The 18,922-nt window shown below is 62.1% G+C and carries 27 protein-coding genes; 12 read left to right on the top strand and 15 right to left on the bottom strand.

The genetic code is table 11. The features are described from left to right. Nucleotides 1–57: 57 nt before the first annotated feature. Together O4220_RS00370 and O4220_RS00365 are read left to right on the top strand one after the other, a co-directional pair. Complete coding sequence (locus tag O4220_RS00370; RefSeq protein ID WP_249305506.1) at nucleotides 58–288, top strand: hypothetical protein; 231 nt, start codon at nucleotides 58–60, stop codon at nucleotides 286–288. A 161-nt stretch (nucleotides 289–449) separates the two neighbouring features. Then, entirely contained in the window at nucleotides 450–884 is a 435-nt protein-coding gene (locus tag O4220_RS00365) for a hypothetical protein (protein ID WP_269601589.1), read from the top strand. Nucleotides 885–905: 21 nt separating this feature from the next. Here O4220_RS00365 and O4220_RS00360 read toward each other — a convergent pair whose 3' ends face one another. Genes O4220_RS00360 through O4220_RS00340 form a run of 5 tightly spaced genes read right to left on the bottom strand, consistent with a single transcriptional unit; the run spans nucleotide 906 to nucleotide 3,814 of the window. After that, nucleotides 906–1,319 carry a YbaB/EbfC family nucleoid-associated protein gene (locus O4220_RS00360; RefSeq protein ID WP_269601588.1) on the bottom strand — a complete coding sequence of 138 codons (414 nt, stop codon included), beginning with the start codon at nucleotides 1,317–1,319 and terminating at the stop codon, nucleotides 906–908. After that, nucleotides 1,316–1,756, bottom strand: a complete 441-nt coding sequence (locus O4220_RS00355; protein WP_269601587.1) for an ankyrin repeat domain-containing protein — start codon at nucleotides 1,754–1,756, stop codon at nucleotides 1,316–1,318. The genes O4220_RS00360 and O4220_RS00355 overlap by 4 nt, the downstream gene beginning before the upstream one ends. Further along, complete coding sequence (locus O4220_RS00350) at nucleotides 1,756–3,192, bottom strand: GH-E family nuclease (protein WP_269601586.1); 1,437 nt, start codon at nucleotides 3,190–3,192, stop codon at nucleotides 1,756–1,758. The genes O4220_RS00355 and O4220_RS00350 overlap by 1 nt, the downstream gene beginning before the upstream one ends. Next, nucleotides 3,189–3,494, bottom strand: a complete 306-nt coding sequence (locus O4220_RS00345; protein ID WP_269601585.1) for a WXG100 family type VII secretion target — start codon at nucleotides 3,492–3,494, stop codon at nucleotides 3,189–3,191. The genes O4220_RS00350 and O4220_RS00345 overlap by 4 nt, the downstream gene beginning before the upstream one ends. Next, nucleotides 3,494–3,814: a WXG100 family type VII secretion target gene (locus tag O4220_RS00340; RefSeq protein ID WP_269601584.1), complete on the bottom strand. Its 321-nt coding sequence runs from the start codon at nucleotides 3,812–3,814 to the stop codon at nucleotides 3,494–3,496. The genes O4220_RS00345 and O4220_RS00340 overlap by 1 nt, the downstream gene beginning before the upstream one ends. 597 nt (nucleotides 3,815–4,411) lie before the next feature. Between O4220_RS00340 and O4220_RS00335 the strand changes: the two genes are divergently transcribed. Together O4220_RS00335 and O4220_RS00330 are read left to right on the top strand one after the other, a co-directional pair. Continuing rightward, nucleotides 4,412–5,830: a hypothetical protein gene (locus O4220_RS00335; protein ID WP_269601583.1), complete on the top strand. Its 1,419-nt coding sequence runs from the start codon at nucleotides 4,412–4,414 to the stop codon at nucleotides 5,828–5,830. 322 nt (nucleotides 5,831–6,152) lie between these two features. Then, complete coding sequence (locus tag O4220_RS00330; protein ID WP_269601582.1) at nucleotides 6,153–6,359, top strand: aminoglycoside 6-adenylyltransferase; 207 nt, start codon at nucleotides 6,153–6,155, stop codon at nucleotides 6,357–6,359. 826 nt (nucleotides 6,360–7,185) lie between these two features. Here O4220_RS00330 and O4220_RS00325 read toward each other — a convergent pair. Both O4220_RS00325 and O4220_RS00320 read right to left on the bottom strand, forming a co-directional pair. Further along, a complete protein-coding gene (locus tag O4220_RS00325) occupies nucleotides 7,186–7,917 on the bottom strand; it encodes a DUF6338 family protein (protein ID WP_269601581.1) in 732 nt (243 codons plus the stop codon). Nucleotides 7,918–8,098: 181 nt separating this feature from the next. Next, nucleotides 8,099–9,214 (bottom strand): hypothetical protein, encoded by a 1,116-nt coding sequence (locus tag O4220_RS00320; RefSeq protein ID WP_269601580.1) that lies wholly within the window; start codon nucleotides 9,212–9,214, stop codon nucleotides 8,099–8,101. Nucleotides 9,215–9,466: 252 nt separating this feature from the next. On the opposite strand from O4220_RS00320, the gene O4220_RS00315 reads away from it, so the two are divergent. The 8 genes from O4220_RS00315 to O4220_RS00280 all read left to right on the top strand — a co-directional run bounded on the left by O4220_RS00315 (nucleotide 9,467) and on the right by O4220_RS00280 (nucleotide 14,507). Beyond that, nucleotides 9,467–9,718: a hypothetical protein gene (locus tag O4220_RS00315; protein WP_269601579.1), complete on the top strand. Its 252-nt coding sequence runs from the start codon at nucleotides 9,467–9,469 to the stop codon at nucleotides 9,716–9,718. A 304-nt stretch (nucleotides 9,719–10,022) separates the two neighbouring features. Beyond that, the gene (locus O4220_RS00310; protein WP_269601578.1) at nucleotides 10,023–10,631 is read left to right on the top strand and encodes a hypothetical protein; all 609 of its coding nucleotides are present in this window, start codon (nucleotides 10,023–10,025) and stop codon (nucleotides 10,629–10,631) included. A 189-nt stretch (nucleotides 10,632–10,820) separates the two neighbouring features. Further along, nucleotides 10,821–11,126 carry a hypothetical protein gene (locus tag O4220_RS00305; protein WP_037154365.1) on the top strand — a complete coding sequence of 102 codons (306 nt, stop codon included), beginning with the start codon at nucleotides 10,821–10,823 and terminating at the stop codon, nucleotides 11,124–11,126. A 75-nt stretch (nucleotides 11,127–11,201) separates the two neighbouring features. Further along, nucleotides 11,202–11,360, top strand: a complete 159-nt coding sequence (locus tag O4220_RS00300; RefSeq protein WP_269601577.1) for a hypothetical protein — start codon at nucleotides 11,202–11,204, stop codon at nucleotides 11,358–11,360. Further along, a complete protein-coding gene (locus O4220_RS00295; RefSeq protein ID WP_269601576.1) occupies nucleotides 11,357–12,778 on the top strand; it encodes a pentapeptide repeat-containing protein in 1,422 nt (473 codons plus the stop codon). Before O4220_RS00300 ends, O4220_RS00295 begins: the two co-directional genes overlap by 4 nt. Nucleotides 12,779–13,233: 455 nt before the next feature. Next, nucleotides 13,234–13,374 carry a hypothetical protein gene (locus tag O4220_RS00290; RefSeq protein WP_269601575.1) on the top strand — a complete coding sequence of 47 codons (141 nt, stop codon included), beginning with the start codon at nucleotides 13,234–13,236 and terminating at the stop codon, nucleotides 13,372–13,374. A 230-nt stretch (nucleotides 13,375–13,604) separates the two neighbouring features. Then, nucleotides 13,605–13,838 carry a glutaredoxin domain-containing protein gene (locus tag O4220_RS00285; RefSeq protein WP_269601574.1) on the top strand — a complete coding sequence of 78 codons (234 nt, stop codon included), beginning with the start codon at nucleotides 13,605–13,607 and terminating at the stop codon, nucleotides 13,836–13,838. Between the two features lie 75 nt (nucleotides 13,839–13,913). Further along, a complete protein-coding gene (locus O4220_RS00280) occupies nucleotides 13,914–14,507 on the top strand; it encodes a DnaB-like helicase N-terminal domain-containing protein (protein ID WP_269601573.1) in 594 nt (197 codons plus the stop codon). 62 nt (nucleotides 14,508–14,569) lie between these two features. Here the strand turns inward: O4220_RS00280 and O4220_RS00275 are convergent, their stop codons facing one another. The 8 genes from O4220_RS00275 to O4220_RS00240 form a co-directional block, all read right to left on the bottom strand. Further along, the gene (locus tag O4220_RS00275) at nucleotides 14,570–15,091 is read right to left on the bottom strand and encodes a hypothetical protein (protein WP_269601572.1); all 522 of its coding nucleotides are present in this window, start codon (nucleotides 15,089–15,091) and stop codon (nucleotides 14,570–14,572) included. Nucleotides 15,092–15,301: 210 nt separating this feature from the next. Then, nucleotides 15,302–15,514, bottom strand: a complete 213-nt coding sequence (locus O4220_RS00270) for a hypothetical protein (protein WP_269601571.1) — start codon at nucleotides 15,512–15,514, stop codon at nucleotides 15,302–15,304. Nucleotides 15,515–15,656: 142 nt separating this feature from the next. Beyond that, complete coding sequence (locus tag O4220_RS00265; RefSeq protein ID WP_269601570.1) at nucleotides 15,657–16,109, bottom strand: hypothetical protein; 453 nt, start codon at nucleotides 16,107–16,109, stop codon at nucleotides 15,657–15,659. Nucleotides 16,110–16,188: 79 nt separating this feature from the next. After that, entirely contained in the window at nucleotides 16,189–16,581 is a 393-nt protein-coding gene (locus O4220_RS00260; RefSeq protein WP_269601569.1) for a hypothetical protein, read from the bottom strand. Continuing rightward, nucleotides 16,578–16,913 (bottom strand): hypothetical protein, encoded by a 336-nt coding sequence (locus O4220_RS00255; RefSeq protein WP_269601568.1) that lies wholly within the window; start codon nucleotides 16,911–16,913, stop codon nucleotides 16,578–16,580. Before O4220_RS00255 ends, O4220_RS00260 begins: the two co-directional genes overlap by 4 nt. After that, nucleotides 16,910–17,428, bottom strand: coding sequence for a hypothetical protein (locus O4220_RS00250; RefSeq protein WP_269601567.1), 519 nt, complete (start codon nucleotides 17,426–17,428; stop codon nucleotides 16,910–16,912). The genes O4220_RS00255 and O4220_RS00250 overlap by 4 nt, the downstream gene beginning before the upstream one ends. A 365-nt stretch (nucleotides 17,429–17,793) precedes the next feature. Further along, on the bottom strand, nucleotides 17,794–18,429 hold the full coding sequence (locus tag O4220_RS00245; protein ID WP_269601566.1) for a M48 family metalloprotease: 636 nt from the start codon (nucleotides 18,427–18,429) through the stop codon (nucleotides 17,794–17,796). Next, nucleotides 18,426–18,719, bottom strand: coding sequence for a hypothetical protein (locus tag O4220_RS00240; RefSeq protein WP_269601565.1), 294 nt, complete (start codon nucleotides 18,717–18,719; stop codon nucleotides 18,426–18,428). Before O4220_RS00240 ends, O4220_RS00245 begins: the two co-directional genes overlap by 4 nt. Between the last annotated feature and the right edge of the window lie 203 nt (nucleotides 18,720–18,922).

Raw genomic sequence — 18,922 nt, 5'->3', positions numbered from 1 at the left:
GACATGTCTCAGCCTGTCGCGGAAACCTCACTAGTACAGAAGAACTCAGAATCAACGGTGGATCACAGCAAGTGCAAACGCTCGTACTATCTCTACACGGCCACTGTCGACGATCTCCTCAACGCCGCGGAGGCACTATCCGCGACACCGGGAGCGCCGCGTGGCCCATCAGATCTGGTCAACGCAGCGGTGGAGGAGTACCTCGAGTCGCTGCGTCTTCGGTTCAACGACGGCAAACCGTTCCCCAAACGGACAGGTCCGCTCGCGCGTGGACCCAGGATTCGCTGACCGGTCTATCGCCTAGCCACTGCACTTTTCACCCGCTATCGCGGCTACATCGCACACCGAGTCGGTCCTACGCAGCTACCGACCGACACCTTCCCGGAGATCAGGAGGCAACACACATGGATAGTTCCGTACTCGGTATCGAGAACCTGCCGCTGCTTTCGTTGGACGAGGTGAAAGCTCGGGCTCTCGACATCGACTTCCATCGCTGCGGTTCAGCGTGGATACACGGCAAGATTGTTCCGCACTGGTTGCTGCAGGACGCAATTCGGTCCGGTGCAGTTGTCTACGACCGTTCCGTTTGGGGTGAACTGGCTCTGTCTGCACACTTCACCGAAGCGAATCGACATGAAATCACCTTCGTTATCACCTACGGGTTAGACGGTGCACCGAACGTCGTGGACGGGAAGGCAACCGACTACCCATCGAACTTCAACCAACTCGATGATGCCGCTCAGAACGCCGTACCATCGACGCTCGTTCCTAGCCCTGAAAGTGCATTGACTTGGCTGGTGTTCCTGGTTGATTCCATCAACGAGTTGCATGACCGGGCTTGCGCGCTCGTGCGGTGGTGGCCGCACAGTCCCACCTATCGGTAGCCGAATGAGAGGTGCTCGACATCATTGGAGCGCTGAGAAGTTGCGGTAGTAGCGGTCCATGTCGGCTTCTCCAGACCGGGGATCGCTTGCGGGTGTCGATGCCTCGGCTGCGACAAAGTCTCTGACTGTGTCCAGTGCTGATCGGACCCTAGTGTTGTCCGTGATGGGACGTACCGCAACCTCAGTTCGTGCGGCGGCATCCGACGCCGCCCGTGCGACGGCGTCCAGTATTGCCGATGCCAAGGCCTCCGGTCGCTGGGCTGCGCCGGGTGCAATCTCGATGTCGACCAGATGCCCGCGCGAATCAGTTGTCGCAAGGACCGTTCGGTCCGTGGATTCCCCTATCCCACGCACTGCGGCGAGGACGCGGGCCACGTCTGCTGCTGCCGCCTTGATCTCCGTGATCTCGTCCTCGACATCTCCGGCGTCGCTCACAGCAGGTCCTCGAAGACCGCGACGAGGTCATCGCCGCTGCCTTGTTCGATGAAGTCCTTCTTCGCGACATCGAGCACGCTCATTGGGCCGAAGAAACTCTCGATTGTCTCGAGTGTCGCGTCGGCACCATATTCGCGGAGCATCTGGATGAGCGAAACACCAACGCCGGGCTCACGCATCCTGCGGGCAAAGAGTGCAAAGTACAGCGGCGGCTGGCCTTTCGAGTTGTGCGCGTTGGCATTAGCTCCAGCTTCGAGGAGCGCTGCAGCCACGTCGATGTGTGCAGCTTGAGACGCGAACAACAACGGCGTCCACCCCTCGCTATCGCGATCATCGACGTCCGCGCCCTGCTCGATGAGTTGCTTTGCCTCCTTGAGTCGGCCATTCGCTGCGGCGTAGTGCAGGGCGGTACGCCCGTATTCGTCGCGATCGGTCATCACTTGTCCTCTCGAAGGTGGCTGCGGTTTCCGTACTTGTCCTCGACGGCAAATCGGCTGGGGTCACTGTGAACGAAGTCGTTGAACTCGGCCTGAGTCATACCGCGTTGTTCGGCCTCGGCCAGCACTTTGCGATGCTCGTAACCAGACAGATGGCCGATCTCCCACTTTGGATCCACCGGATACAGCGCTCGGCTCGCTTCATCGATGTAGTACTTACCGTTCGCGGTCTTGGGTAGCTCGGTGACCCACGGCTTGTCATCGTAGGTCTTGTTCGCGGGTACTTTGACATCTCGATCGGCTTGGACTGTAAGGAACTCGTCTTTTGTTCCCGCCGGTACGAATCGTTCTGCTCTGTTTACGACAAAGTCGTAGAACGGCTTGCGCAGCGCAGGCCGTCGAAGGGCGAAGAACGACGATAGGGCATCGAACCCGGTACCGCCCGCGATGCCACTACCGCCGGCTCCGGCGAGCATCGGGCGAGCTCCGAGGAGCGGCATCAGCGCCTCGGCAGCCCGGGACATGCCGGTGGACGCCGCGGCCATGCCTGCTCGATAGGACGCGGCGACAGTGCGAAGACCCTTGATGATTCCAGCGATACGGATTCCGTATCGGGCAAGTAGCGCGGCCATGACCGCCTGCGCTGCCACTCCTGTTGTTCCGAGCGATATCGTCGATGCCGCCCATCCGACGATCTGATCGATCGCGATGAACCCGACCAACTCGATCAAGGCCATGACGACGGCCTTTTTGGTGGTGTCGATTGCGCCGGCGTAGCCATCGCAGGATGTCGCGAGCGCCTGGCAGTACTCGGCCATCGCGTCGCACTGACTTTTCACCAGATCGTGTTGTTCGAGGATCGACGTGACCTCGGGGCTGATTTGCATCTCGATGAGTGGGCGGGCAATCGGAAAGTCGAATCCCGCCGCGGTGAGTGAGGTCGCCATTGCCCGCCATGCGGTAGCGGCGGCGCGTAGCTGATCTGGGTGACCGTTGGGCCACATCTCGCCCTGAACGTAGTCACGGACCAAACCCCAGCCTGTGGGTTCGGCATCGGAGCCGCCGAACATCGACGGAGGTTCCGACGGCTGGTAGATCGGGATCGAGCCCGGTGGAAAGACCAGTGCTCCGGGGTCGGGTGCGGTACCTGATTGCGTGTTCGCGTTCGCATGATTGGCTGCGGTGAACTGCAAGAGATCGTGCATCTGACCGCATGCCAACGCTAGATCGCCAAGGGCGTCGATTCCGTCCCATGCTGCTGGGTCGTAGTCATTGGTCCATTCGCGGCCTGCGTTGTCAGAGCCTGCGCATGCACCGGTCTCCGCGAGCACATCGGCGAGCACGCTGATGCCGGTCGTGAGGACGCAGTGTATGCGGGAGTAGGTGACCGCGGCTTGGGCGTAGCCGGCAGGTGTGACTTCTACGGGTGCGGTCACATCAGCCACATCGAGGTATTGGCGTCGATTGCGTTGCTGTAGTTGGCGTGGGCGGTTTTAGCGACTTCGCGGAGCTCGGTGACGTTGTCCGTCATGTCCCGTGCACCTCGGACCCACCGATCCTGTGCGTCTTGATAGGCGTCGGATCCGATGCCCGTCCAATTGACGCGCAGTGCAGCAACGGTATTGGAGACCTGCTCCAGGATCTCGGATGTGTCGTCGGTGAATTCCTGCATCGATGCGATGGCAGAGTCGAGTTGCTGCAAGTCGATTTTGAATGCGTCGCTTCCCAAAGCGGGCATCAGATCGCGATCCCGGAGCGGGTTGCGTTGCTGACGGCGACGCTCGTGTCATCGTCAGTCTGCTCGTAGTCATCTGCTGCCGCGAGGAGTAGCTGCGCGAGATCGTGGAGGGCTCCGATGATGTTCTCGGCACCGTTACGCCACTCGACCCAGCTTTCGTCGTAGGCCGATGCAGCGGTGCCCTGCCAACCGTCGATAAGGAGCTCGTTGCCGACGGTGGCGTCCAGGTTCTGCAGGCGTTGCGCCAGCGTGTCGGCTTTGGCTTCGATCTCTGTGACGGCATCGCGCATCTCTGCTGGGGACGCCTCGAGCTTGCTCACGATCTACCGGTCGAATTTGCGACGGTGCACATATCGGCTTAGACGCAGCGGGTCCGCATTCGGTTTCACCGACTTCGACGGCTCTTACTCGAGTCCAGAGGGGTCTACCGGACAGTCGAACGACCTCGGTGCTGGAAGCCCGGGCTCCATCAGCGACGCGGCCGCTCGTCACTTCCGCCGTTGGTCGCTTTAAGCGGTCGACAGTAGTGGGAGCGGAACCGGCCTGGTCGTCTGCAAGGGGCCTAATGCCGCCCGTCTACGACTATGTTGGCGCAGTCGGAGAAGCCTCGAACTTCGACAGTTCGTGCGGAAATCCACGCACCTCTCGACGGGACGTAGTCGACGAAATGGGCCATGCGGCAGTTCGTAACAGAATTCACGGCTTAGTCTCTAACTGAGTGGTCTAGGGTGTAGTGGTTCCGTAAACGTAGGTCGTTGGCACACGACCTCGACCGCAATCGGTGGCCGCGATACCTGCGCAAATTGACCGCTATGTCATGACTAGGTTGAGAGTGACGATTATATTGACGGAGGGCAGGGAGATTGCGAGTAACCGAGAAGTTTAATCTTGGCGCGACTCAGAGCAGCGTCGATTTCGTGGATGTCGACGTCCAGGCGGACGTCCCGGTCTATATAGATCCGCAGGCTATTCGCTCGCAATCAGGTGACTGGATCGATGAGTGCATTCTGGCAATCCAGACCTACTTCCAGGCCTTGCTTACGGCAATTCGTAGCGACGACCTCCCTCGGATTCGGAAACTTATCGTTCCGATGATGGAGCCCAATGAAACGCATCTCGGTGTGAGCACCGGGAAGTCCAGGGGTCGCTCCTTGGGCTCGCAAACTAAGGCTGCCGAATTGGTCCATAACCTGAGAAATAGTCGGGCTGCTCAGACAGGCCGTCTCCGCGACTTGGAGGACGCGGCCCTCCTCGTTGTTGGCATTGACCGCGACATCATCAGCGACATCACGACCTGCATAATCCGCGAGCAGCTCATCCTGTACACGCAGGATCAGTGCCGCTTCTACGGTATTCCGATGGAGCAACAAGACTCCGGCCCGATGTGGGACAGCGACACGTCGAGCTGGACCGACGGCTACGTCGACCTACCCCGGGCCGACGGCGACAAGCTGCTCTTCGTACCGAAGTCGATCGTGCGCCTTCGGCTCTCAGTTGACACGGGAAAATACTATCGCGGATATCTTCGGCCCTACTACGAAGACATCGAGATGAGCAAGGCTTCATCTGATTTCGTTCGGATCATCACCCTGAAACCCGCCAAGCGAGGCGGTCCCAAGAGGACCAGGCGGCGGGTCATGAAGGGCAAGCTTGACATGCACCTAGGAACCAACAAGACGGCTGTGGAAGCCCATACGGAGCATTTCCCTCAAGCCCTCGACAGTTACAAGGATGCCCTCGATCTGGCGGGTTCACGGCCGCTTCCCGATGCCAAGTTACATGCGTATATCCGCTCACGGCAGGAGTCATTGACCGAGATTTTGGATGAGATCAGAGCAGTGGCACCGGGTAATGCGGGGGCGAACAATTACCATCGATCGGTCGCTAAATTCTTGACCGCTCTGTTCGACACTCAGCTAGGCAATGTGCGTATTGAACAAAATATTCACAAGGGCTTGAAGCGAATCGACATAACCTTCGACAACGTCGCGGGCGACGGCTTCTTCGATTGGCTCCGCAAAAACTACTCTTCGGCGTTTGTCCCCGTCGAATGCAAAAACTATGGCAGTGATGTGAAGAATCCCGAGTTCGACCAGATTGCTATGCGACTTTCGCCTCAGCGTGGGCAGTTCGGACTCCTCACGTGCCGTTCACTTGCGGACGTTGACTCTGCAGCGGCTCGTGCTGCTGCCATCGCAGGCGACGGGCACGGTTACGTCGTCATCCTCACCGATCACGACCTGGCGACGCTTGCGCGAGACGCAGCGGAGAGCAGCGCTCCATACGCCTATCCGCTCCTGCGTGCTCGTTTTGAGGCACTACTCAGAATCGGCTGATTACTTTGCGGCTAACCAAGCACTACTTCAGATACCGATACAGCGTTGACCGCGAGACACCAACTTGTCGAACTGTTCCCCCGGGCCGAGCTGTTGGCCACACCGACACGTGCCGCAGGATCGAAGCCGGTGAACTTTCCGTGGTCGGAGACGCCAGAGTTGGTGGAAGACATCCACAACAGGGCAGCGGTACTTAAACTCACTCGAAGGAATCGACGAGAGATCGGAAGCGAGACCCTACAACTGTGGCTAGACGCCAACCCCGAACCGACCCGAGCACCTGGCGCCCACAGGCGGCGCGCACGCACGGATAATTCAGACCGTGGACTATGACTGGGCCGTCCGGTCGGTACTGACCTGGGCGAAGCAGAACGAGAATGTCAGGGCCGTCGTTCTCACCGGATCCGCCGCAACGCACGCAGAGCATCCGATGTCGGACCGGGACATCGAACTGCACGTCCGCAACACAGAACCGCTGGAATACGACGATTCCTGGTGGCTCGACCTCGGTGATGTGCTTGCCGTCTAACGGTTGGAGAACGGTGACGACTAGCCCACACGCCTGGTCTACTGCGTCGGTGCAAAGCTCGACTTCACTCTGGTGGACATGGCCGATGCGGCCGGCGAATACGATCGGCCGTTCCAGGTCCTCCTCGACAAGGACGACCTGACAGCATCCTTCTCGCTACGTGCACATGATTATTGGCGGTGTAGCCGACGTGCTCGGGGTCAGCAAGCGCACCTTGTACCGCCACTTCGCGGCAACCGTTCGTCGAGGCCATTGACCGCAAATCGCGTTGCGCTGACAATGCACGCTCACATGCATCCTCGGGTTCAGGTCAGGCTGCTATGAGTGACCTTATGAACCCTTTTTCACTCCGCCGGAACCAGGCGGGGGCTTCTGAGTCGTTTGCTGCTGACGAGGTGGGCGTTGGCAGACACTGTTCACGGGCCGACGCCCACCATGACGCAGTTCGTCTTCCGCATCGGATCTTGCCGCCGCGGGTCTGTAACCACCGCCAACCAAGGATTCCGGTTCGTCCGTGCAGTCGTTGTTGCCCGTCATCCCTTCGAACCTGTCTTGGAGGGAACGCCAGCGCCGCCCTTAGGTTTTTTGGGAGAGGACTTCTGTTCAGACGAGCTCGCGACGAACTCGCCCCCTGGCCGGTAGCCTCCCGAACGCGGCGCGATCCACACTCGCCGAGACTTCCCGCCTGGCTGTGAACTGGTCTGATCTGCCATCTTCGATACCTCCCGTAGTCAGTATGGCACTTTCTAACCTTCGGGCTCAGCCCTCGAAATGCCTCCGCCCGTCTCCTTGATGCTACCTACGCCGTTCACCCTGGGAACGCAGATCACTCCCCGTCCTCGTCCGACTCCTCCACCTCGGGAGTCGGCGCAATGATCTGAACAAGAGCGGCATCGGAACACGGGATCCACACCCCAGTCGGGCCGGGTAACTCTTCCACGAACTCACCGTCGGCTTCCATGCTCCAAGCCCGATCGATGTAAATATCCCTGGGCTCTGGATAGCCGGTAAAAAACGCTTCGGTCGTAACGCACCCGCCGATCCACGAGCCCCCGGCATTTAGCACACGCACAAAGCTGTTGGGCGCGACCTTACCAGTCGCATAGTCCCACGCAGTCGGTATTGGGGAATAGTTGCTATCGCTACTGAATAGCGTTTTCCGCCAACTCAATTCACCGACAGTAGAATCAGCGAAGTGAAAGATTGTCCGCCAGAACCGAGTGTCGTTATAGCTCTGCCGCACGACAAAACTTGCTGTCACATGCCCCACTAGGGCGGGAATGACGAAAACGAGAAGGAAGCCAACAAACCCAACTAGTCGAGAATCATCGAACCGATGCTCAGTCTGGGTCAGTCGCTTCGTTAAGGCATCACCCAAACAGAGGACGTAGACAAGTAGAAACCCGACCGACAACGCGAGGGCGCGGATCAAACGTGCACTCAGATCGCGATCCTCGGGAGATGGACCAACGCGAGCTTTCTTAACTCCCTGAAAAACGAACCCTGGCACCAACACAGCGACAAGAGTCAAAGCTTGCTGCCAACCACTGACCAGCATGGAACTCCTTCTGCCCGAAAAGCAACCATCTTCAATGTATAGGTTGAGGACGCTCCATCATGTGCGTCATGCGATATCGATGCGCCACCGAGGCCGCCCACGCGGCGGACCTGATCGTTCCCGCGCGCGACCGTGTGAAACGCCGTACCCATTCAACGCGGACAAACATCAGTTACAGGCACTACGCCGGCCCGCTCGTGTTCGCCGATCGCGACAGTAATGATTGAACAGGAGCTAAGACAGACGCCGTCTCTGGACGCGCTTCGGAAGTATTGAACGCTGCCTGACCGAACACGCGAACACCCAACTGCGACAGAACCATCGACCGGTCGTCCGCATTCAGCGGCAGCACAAACGGGCTCACGGTATGCAACTGAGCCGCCGTAGTCTTCGCCCACCACGCCTGATGGCGATGGCGACTCGCAACCGTCGAAGCATACGCAGTCAACGCTACAAACGGCAGCGTCAAGGCTAGATGAAGCAACTGCTCAACCCACTGAAGATTGCTCTCGGCGCCGACCCAGAGCACCACCAACGCAACAATCGCGGAGACAACCAGACTCCCGACCGCCAAGCCCGACCACGATCGCGCGCTTGCTCTCTCCTCTGTGGCCAGCTTCTCGAAATGCGCGGCCAGCGTGCTCGACGCCGCTCCACCAGCCTGAGACTCTGCTTGTGAGGCTGCCGACTCCGCACGCAACGCGGCCTCGTTTGCCACGCTCACAGACGGTGCGATACGCAGAGTGTCCACTAGGTCGTTACGCATCTCCCGGATACGCTTCGACCAAGCCTTCTCTGCCGCAGACGCACTGGAGGAATGCCCTACCGGTTCGACGAACAGGGGTACAGGACCAAATAGGTCAGACATGGTTGGAATCTGCACCTGAGTGTCGCTGAGCCACTGCTCTAGAAACAGGGTCGTCGACGGCTTCAGCCACGTCAGATCGGCCGCCACATCAGCCGGCGTGATCGGTGCCCGTAGATATGCAACTAGCTGCTCCAAGTGAGACGGCAGAACGAACTCAATCGGATACCGATTGATCGGCATGGTGTCTTTGACAACGACCATCGCATGACTGAACAGAAACTCTCGAAGATCGCCGCAAGTGAGTCCCAGAGACACAACATCGATAACAGCGTCGGACCTGGGACCTTCGGTTGCTTGTTCTTGGGTTCCACGCTCGACCTGATCGAGAACCTCGAACACGTTAGACCACAGAGGGGTCGCAAGATCCTTCTGAGCTGGAGAAACATTTGATAGCGCAGGCTCAATGGCTGGATAGCTTGCGTCTAGCATTTTCGATACCCTACCGGCCCCGCACCGCATGATCTCTTCAACCAGCCTCAGGGCACTTTGGCCGAACCAACGTCAGTTCTACGTGACACCGAGCCCAGTCGAGTCCGTCACTCCCGCACAATCACGCCGCGAGCTCCACGGCCGGAAGGTGGCATGCTGCCGGCGTCGACGGACGATCGGGTGTTGTGGCGAGCATTGGCGTCACCGGCAACCGAAGGACACTGACAACCAGAACGAGCAGGAGGACCCCCGATGACCACCACCGAGAAGAGCACTACCGCAGCCCGATCACAGGTCGCGCGGGCCGCAGCACGGGCATCGGTCGCTTTGTACGAACGCGACGGCCGCGAGGTACCCCAGTGGATCCGCGACGCCGCCGAAGGGTGCCCCACCAGCCGAACAGCCCTGACACCGGCCACAGCCGCAGACCGACAAGGCCCGCACCCCGACACACCGGGTGCGGGCCTTCTCCGTTGCCCAAGAAGGGCTCAGCGGCTCGCGTAGGGCCGGGCCACCCTGCGGGCGTCCACCGAATCGAACTCCGCTGCGCTCCGTCCTGCGAAAAGAATCTTGTTTTCCCCTTCTGGCCTTCCGATTTTGACCGGCGGTGACCTCCGCGCAACCGCCGGCGTCCGCTGCGCTCCCGGCCCCAAGGGGCTCCGAAACTTTTCACAGACGCCTCCGGCTGAAAACTTCCCGGCCCGACCATTGCACTCCGGCCCCCTCATGCCGGTCCAACTCTCCTCTGCCAGAACGGCAAAAAAATTGGCGGGCCGCGAGGCCGCCACGTTGAGCAGGGGAGCGCGAGATGTCGAAGACCACCGCCCAAAAAGCCCACAGCACCATCGACACCGACAACTACGGCGCAGTGGTCACCCACACCACCGCCACCATCGTCGGACGCCAGAAAGCCGTGGTCAACGTCCACGCCGCCGCCACCGACGACGCCCAGATGATCGTCACCATGGGCCGACTGATGATGACCTTCCGCTCCGCCGCCGCCGTCCACGCCTTCATCGCCGGACTCGCCGACGCACGCACCCTCATAGGCCGCATCGACAACCAGGCACCCCAGCCCGGGGGACCGGGCGACGACTACGCCCGCGCCGCAATGTCCGTGGTCTGGATTGCGCCACCGGAAACTGCCGTCACCCCGCGCGAGCAGTACGTACCCGCCCGGCGGCGCACCATGCACTGGGTCGAGGTCCACATGGGGCCGGTCACCTGGCGCATCATCGACCGCCTCGGCTATGTCACCATGCTCGACGAGCTCCGAAACGTCCACCGTATGGCCGTCGCGATCTTCACCGACGGCGACCAGTACACGAGCGACCCGACCACCCTCACCGACGCATTCGACGACGCCGAACGCGAACACCAGGAAGACATGGCCGCACCCTGGCGTCGACGCCTCTGAGACGGCCGCAGGCCCCGGACCCGACACGGTTCCGGGGCTGAGTCGTCTCCATCCACAGGAAAAGTTTCCATCCCCAGATTCCGGAAAATGCCTGCGCATCGCGGACCTCGCTGGCGCTCGGTACGCGATGCTGGAAGAACCACGCACCAAAGGCCGCCCGGCTCACCCACCCGAAGGAGCACGACACCGATGATCACCTGGACCGTCACCACCCGCCCCGACCGCCGACCCGAAACCATCACCGCCGCAGGAGCAGAACCCAGCCTCGACGCAGCGAAACGAGCCGCCGCCGACGCCGTCCGCTACGCCCTCCTCGACGCCCAGGCCCACGCAGACGCCAGCCCCACCAACACCCCACCGACCTACCTCGTCACCATCGACGGAGCCTGCGCCCTCATCGTCAGCCTCGGAGCCTGCCGACCCGCCAACTACACCGGAGTCCTCGACAACCTCGAACACTTCGACGGCACCGCCACCCACCTGCTCTACCTATAGACAGACCGCGGGGACCAGACCTGAAAGCGTTGCGCGAGAACAACTCTGTCGGTACCCACTGCCATACTCGGCACCATGCGAATCAGAACCCTCGACGGCCCACCACTACCCGCCGAAATCGCCGAACAGGCAGCCCGCACAATTGCCCTCTGCCACGGCCTCGGCCAGCAGTACGTGACCGGCGATGACCTCACCGGGAAAACTACGGCGAAGCCGCTACTGTCACCCCCGTGAGCCTCCACGCCCAGGTCCCGCCCTCGTCAACGCCAACCGTGCCGGTCGAATCCACCGACCCAGCCGGCATCGGCGCGTGGTTCCTCGACAGCCTCACACAACCCGCAGCGACAGTCCTTGCCAGCGCCGGAATCATCGTCGCTGCAGTCATCACCTTTGTCATCGGCTATCTCAGTCGCAGACAGCTCGATCGGCACCACAAAGCAACCCACACCCTCGCCGACACCCAAGCTCTCCGCGACCGCTTCACCACCATCACAGGACAACTCGCCGACCCTGCACCCGCGATCCGCACCGCCGCCGTCTCCGCGCTCGAAGCCCTCGCCGACGACTGGCTCGAACGTAAAAAGCCACGCGAAACCCAAGCATGCATCAACGTCCTCTGCGACTACCTCCGCACACCCTACGAACCACTCACCCAGAACCCCCACCTACGCAAACAAACCCGCCGAACCCACCGCACGAAATACGACTACACCGATACCGTTCACGAATACCCCCACGACGACCTCGACACACGCCACGCCATCACCCGCACCATCGCCGCGCACCTCCAACCCCACCACGACCACTCCTGGTCACCGTTCGACTACGACCTGACCGGGGCCTATCTCCACAACACGAACCTGACTGGCGCGACGTTCACGGGCAAGACCGCCTCGTTCCGTGGTGCCGCGTTCAACGGCGAATACTCCTTGTTCGATAATGCGATTTTCAGCAGCGAAAGCCATTCATTCGAAGGTGCGACGTTCAGCAGTAAGACCACCTCGTTCCGTGACGCGAAGTTCACCAGAAGTAGGTTGACCTCGTTCGAGGGTGTGACGTTCAGCAGCGAAACCATCTTGTTCAATCGTGCGATGTTCGGCAGTAATAACACCATGTTTCGCGGTGCGACGTTCATCAGCAGCGAATACTGCTTGTTCGATGATGCGATGTTTGGCGGCGATAAGACCTGGTTCGATGGTGTGACGTTCAGCGGCGGGTACACCTCCTTCCGTGACGCGAAGTTCGCAAGCCACATCACCTCGGTCGTGCGCGCGACGTTCAATGCCGAGAGCACCTCGTTCGATGGTCCGACGTTCTCCGGCAAGTTCGCGTCGTTCGATGGTGCGACGTTCGGCAGCTGCGAGTACACATCTTTCGATGGTGCGACGTTCAGTAGCATCCAGTACACATCGTTCAATGGTGCGACATTCAGTGGCGGAACCGTCTCGTTCGATGGTGTGACGTTCAGCAGAGGAACCATCTCGTTCGCTGGTGCGACGTTCAGCAACAAGACCACCACGTTCGAGAATCCGCAAGCGTGGGGAAATGTGCGGGTGGGCTGGGAACGCCACGCAGACAGCGTGTTCGGGCCGCTTCGGCCGCAACCGGAGTCGGTACATCCCCACAAGTGGCCGCCTGTTCCGAAGCTCTGACAGGGCGGGTGCTGCCGCGACACCGAGCGTGGCCGGCCTCAGTCGCTCCCGCACAATCACCGTAGTGCTCCACCAGCGGGAGGTGGCCACGCCGCTGGCGTCGACCGGCGGTCGCGCATTCCGCCTGCCGGCGGTGCCGGCCACCCTGCGGGCGTCCCCTGAATGGAGCTCCGCTGCGCTCCGCACCGTGGAAGAGCGAAGACGTTTTTTCACTCCGGTTCTGGCTACCGGCGAGTATCCATCACCCGTGCCCGCCAGCTCAACCCCCCGCTCCACTGCGCTACGGCCAAAGGCTCCGAACACTTTTCGTCCAGCAGTCGCTGCGCTCCCACGAAAACTGCCCGGCCGAAGGGTTGCCCCGTCGTTCCCGTGCGTTGGTCTCTCTCCCCGGCCACCACGGCGAAAGGAATTGGCAGAGCGAAGGTCCGGTCACCAGTCGAGAAGAACAGGTCGCCATGCGAGCACGGCACCCCACCACCGCCGACGAAATCGACATCATCATCCACTGCAACGGCACCCCCAAAGTCTGCCGCGCCGTCAAACGCGCCAGCGCACGCCGCGACCGCCGCGCCGCCCGACGCGAACTCCGCCACTGAAACCCATCCGCAGATCGACATGAAAGAACGAGGCGAAAAAGCCCCGAAAAGCATATGTCAACAGCAATTACCGCGATCCGATAAATCCGACTCACCGGGTTCAGCCGATGTGCGAAAAGGCAAGTAAGGCAATGGAAATAACGAACAGATCGAGTCGAATTAGCCTGGCAAAGATGCCGGAACTGCCCTAGAATAGTAGTCAACAGAACAATTCTCACAAGGAGAGAAGTATGTCCATCACCGTCTACACGAAGCCGAATTGCGGACAATGCGACGCAACGAAACGACGACTCGACAAAAACGTCCTCGACTACCGGACCATCGACATCACGCAGGACGACGCCGCCCGCCACTTCGTCACCTGCGAACTCGGCTACCTCCAAGCCCCCGTAGTGGTCGTCGACGGTGGGGAGCACTGGTCCGGGTTCCGGATCGACGCCCTCGATAAGCTCGCCGCAGCCTGACCCGCCGAACTTGCCGCCTCCCAGCGCCGTTGCAACCCACCGCCTGACCCGCGCGACACGAACACGAGGCCCACGATGAACGCACTACGCGCAGTCCCCACACCCGGCGACGACGCCGAAGCGCAGGCACGCGCGGACCTCGCACCCGTCGAGGACCTCGACACGTCCGTCGAACCCGGCTACGACCCGGCCACCGACCCCGAAGCAATGCTCCTGTGCGCCCTGATGGACGTGCGCAACCAGAGCGCCGACGGAACCGACATCGAACGGATCACCAACACGCTCACCGCGGAAGACTTCGAGGACCCCGCGCACGCACGCATGTACGGCCACATCGTCGACCTCATCACCGCCGGCCAACCTTACGACTTCGCCTCCGTCACCGGTGCGCTCATCCGATCCGGAGCAGACGGAGCCAAAGACGCTCCGCTACGCAAACGCCTCATGGGCATCGTCACCGCTGGCGCCCACTCCGTCGCGGCCGTGCACTACGCCGACAACGTCCTGTCCCAGTCCTACCGCCGCAGCTTCCACATCGCCGGTGGGCGACTGACCCAGGCCGCCGAAGAAGCACCCGAAGCAGACCTGTTCGACTACATGGTCGAACTCGGCACCAAACAGCGCGCAGCCTTCAACCGACTCAACACATTTCGGCAGCAGAACTCGTGACGCTTTGAGGACTAGCCTCCGCGTCACTGTCCCCAGAGGAAGCCGCCGCCGGCCGGGACCGATCAGGGCAGTGCAGTGAGCGTCGCCGCCACAGGAAGGGCGAGGAGTACTTCCCATGTGGGTGTGGGGGTCATCGGTTGCCCGGTCCAGTATTTGTCGGCGCAGTCCCGCATGAAGTCGTAGGTCCCGACTTTGAGCAAGTCCATGTCGCCTCGGTGTATCACCGTCCCCGTTGGAACGGTCAGCTCCCAGATCGGGGCACCGCCAGCCCCAGTGGCAAAGCCTTGGGCGTCGCTGACGGAGCTGAATGCGAACAAAGATTGGAAGCGTGACGGTAGGCCAGGATGCATGGTGTGGCGGTAGAGCTCCCAGAAGTTCTCTACGACGAGGTCGGCGGACACGACGTTGGCGTTGATGCCGGCCCACGACACGAACCCCATCATGGGGGCTCCCGCCTGGTGTCGACGGCCGTGCTCGGACCAGCCGCCGTTCAGTGCGATGCTCCCGCCTGTATTGGCGAGCGTTGCACCCCGATCGACGTGAAAGAACGTCTGCGTTGCCGATGTTGTTTGTGATGGCGTCACTGCGGGCGCCGCCTGTGTCGGATTGTGGTCGTGCATTCGCTTCCCCTCGTCGCATCGATGCTGTGTTCCGGTCGATGCTCGTGGGTGAGTTCGCCCGTCTCGCTTGTTATTTCAAAGAGACTACGGATCTGGACCTTCCGACATCGGAAAGTGCCGAAGCATCGACACGATGCTCAGGTGCTCGGTCATGGCCGCGAAGATTGTCGCCGGTTACGGGGAGAACCCACTTCGGGCAGAGCTGAACAACGCACCGAGCGTGATCGCGAACACGAACACGGCCACGAACACCACGATCCGAAACACTCCACTGGCGAGCATGCCCGTCGCGCGCAACGGCGCGAACCTCCAACTAGCGTCTGCTTGCTGACCCGACCGCACCACCACGTACGCCAGAATTGCAGCGGCCACGAGATACACCACCATCGACTCCACCCCTTTCGTTCCTCGTGTCGTTCACTCGCGCGGACGATTCGGCGCGGCCTGTCTTCGACTGGTTGCCAGTACACACCCACCCACCGACACAGTCGGTTGTGCAACATCCGAGTACGGCCCGGGCGTGTGGGTGTCAGAACAGCGTTGGTGTGGTCGCCGCGAGCAACGCTGCACGGACCGCATCCTCGTCCCACCCACCGCGCACCGCCTCGCGTAAGAGCCGCGACCGTGCCGCTCTCGCGACTCGATCGGGTCCGTACCAAAGCCCGCGTTGACGCCGGCCACCCCCGCGCCCCTTGGCTCCCATGTCGAGCAGGTTCTGCGACTGCGTCCCGTCGACGACGTGACGCACACCGCCAACTCGGGTGTCCTTGTCGAGGGTGACCCGGACGCAGATCGGCTTGTCGCACATGTGCAGTGCCGTCACCTCGTCGGTGACCGGCACACCGAGCGCGCGAGCCAACGCGTACCGGTGCGGTCGTACCACTCGCTGCCGGCCATCGCGCATCAACCAGAACCGGCCGTACCCGTCGTCGGCGATCGCCCCGACCCAGATCGCACACGAATCATCGCGCGGTCCGCGCACGATATATCGCTCGAACCGCGCGAGTTCTGTTGCCCCGCCGATACCTAACGGTTCCGGCACCGGCCCGGCCCGCCGACCATCACCTAACGTCTCCCGGAGCCGGCGACTGCGCTTCCGCTGATGCTGGCGCTGTCTCGGCGTCATGGATCGTCCGCAGCGTCTGCACCGCGGTGAGTTTGAGGACTGGGTCCGAGGTCGCGAACACTCCGAACTTCTCCAACCGCGAGATGTCGACGGGGGAGCGCACGGCCGCGAACACTTCCGCGTCGATCGCCGCCTCGAAGTCGCTGCTGGCCGCGAGAGCGTTGATCATCCGCAACAGGTCCGCGAACTGAGGCGCGGTCCGCGTGGTGATGAGAGGGCCGTAGGTGTCGAACGCCTCGTTCGCTTCTGCGGTTTGCAGCAGCGCAAGGATGTCGAGCTCCAACACATCGGACTCACTCAATGCCGTCTCCCCGTGTTCGCCGGTCATCGCGCACCCGCCTGATCCATCAACAACTGTCCGACGGCGTCGGAGATCTCCGTCGGTGTCCCGGCCGCATCGATCAGGTGCAATCCGGGGTCGACCGGCCCACCGCGCACGATCGTCGCGGCGAGGTGCGCCTGCTCACGGGTGATCGCAAGTACCCAGGATTGGGTGACCACGAACTGGGTTGCGTCGAGCAAGGTGAAAAACTCCCCGTACGCAACCGGTGCTCCCGGCTCACCGGCACTGTCTGCGTAGGCGATCGACGCCGCGAACGTCGCCGGATCGGGCCCGACCGAGTTCGACACGACGACGCCGAGCGCGCCCAGGGCGCTCACTGCGCACCCTGCCCGGCGGACACGAACTCCTGCGCCACAGGCGGCGTCTCGGAGTTCGGTGTGGAGTCGGCGGGAGGGGGAGTAGCGGCGTCGGTCGTCTCGCCCGAACCGGGCTTGTTCGACTCGGTGGCGGCGCTCGCAACACCGATGCGCACCGGCCGCTTCTTGCGTCCCGATCCCGTCGAGGCCGGCTTCGGGGACGCGATGACAGAGGTCGGCACCGTCAACCCCATGTCCCGCAACTGCTGCGCCGTCCATCCACCGTCGAGTGCGGCCCGCAACGCGGTAGTGACCGCGTCCTTGGCTTTCTCGACGGACTTGGCCGACGACCGTTTCGCGGCCTGAGCTTCCTTGATTGCCGCGTCGGCGGCCGCACGCGCCTTCGCGTCGTCGGCTTCGGCCTCGACGACCTTCTGCTGCGCGTCGGTGATCGCCTCGACCTTCGCGATGCGCTCGTTGATCGCCGCTTCGGCGGCCGCGCGGATCGCGTCCTTGTCCAACGGGGTGACAGTCATGGTGTGTGTGGGCCTTTCTCGTCGAACCGACCGCCCGCAGACACGGGGAGAGTCGGTGAGGGTGCACTTGAACGACGTTCGGCGGAGGGCCCACACGGCACCACCAGAACGCACTGCAAACCTTACCGCCCGAGCGCCGTTGACGACAGCGGACGGACGAGATGAACCACGTGCACGAGCGGCGCATGGCCGGGAGGCGTGCTCATCGTCGGGCGAGGGAATCGGGTGCGGTGCCCCCAACTGTGCACCGGCCTTCATCCTCATATGGATGCCCGAGATTCCTCTCACCGCTCCGCTCGATCTCAGGCACCCACAATCGGGGCCGGACACACAACCGGGGACATCGCACCGGCACGCGGGGTAGGTCATTGCGGGTGTCGCGCCCGGCGCATCCGATGCGACGGGTGCGTGGGACTGATCCACGACGCCGACCGGCCTGCATGTTCGGCAAACACATCGAGAAACGCATGAACCCCCGGCGGCCCGTACAACGACGCGGCAACGGCATCGGCGCGGTTTTCGTCTGGCCACCGTACGGCCGCCATCCAAGACGCTGCCACCAGAATGAGGACGGTAGGAACCCACGCAACCCAGGTCGGCATCATCGGTCCGAACCGCCCGGGATTGGCCCAGGACTCGGCCAGGGCGGGCACTACCGCAGCCGCCACCGCACCGCACAGCACCACGTAACCGGCAAGGAGAACTCTGCGCCGCCGGCGCAGTCGATCGCGATCGAGGCGGTGGCCCAATTCGTGAGCGGCAAGGGCTTTCGATGCCAGCGACTGCGGGTCTGGCTCGGCCGCCACCCAACCACCGAAGACCGTCACGGTGTCGTGCTGGTGGTGGTAGCGCATCGCGCCCTTGAGCTCCGACGTGCAATCGAATTCAACGGCGGGCGGAGTGGTCATGCCCAACGCTGTCGACACCTCGGCCACCATGTCGACCCATGCTTGTCGCTGCTGCGGAGAAAGGGTGATCTCCGCCGGCTTCGTCTCGGTCACTTCTGGCCGCCTTCGCCCGGCCGCAGATCGCCCCCGAGCTCGTCGGTCAGCCGCTCCGCCTCCTCGAAGGACACTCCGACGATCGCCGCTGCGGTCTTCAACATCCCTGTCGTGTCCACCAGCTCGCGCAGCACGGCCGCCATTGCCTGTTCGGCCGCGTCACGTTGTGCCCCCGCTGCAGCGAAGCGCCGCGCGGCCCTCTCGCGCTCCCGCACCGCGGTACCCGCCTCGCGGGTGGCCTTCTGCCATCCCCGCTCACGGGCGGCTACCCGATCTCCTGTCGACCCCATGACCCCGTTGCCTCTCCCTCTCCTGACCCCAGCGAATCCAGTTCCGACTGCCCCCCAGCCTTTGACCTGGCCGAACGGATTTGAGGGCTTGGCCTTACTGCACAGGCTTCGCCTGCCGAAAGCCTAGATGATTTACACACCTCTTGCTGAATTTCAGACTTTGGGGGGTTCCGGCCTTCCGCCTGCCCGCCTGCGGCGTCTAG

This window comes from Rhodococcus ruber (assembly GCF_027270735.1).
GTDB lineage: Bacteria > Actinomycetota > Actinomycetes > Mycobacteriales > Mycobacteriaceae > Rhodococcoides > Rhodococcoides rubrum_A.
Note: the sequence above shows the minus strand (reverse complement) of the source record. Positions and strands in the feature narration are given on the sequence as shown.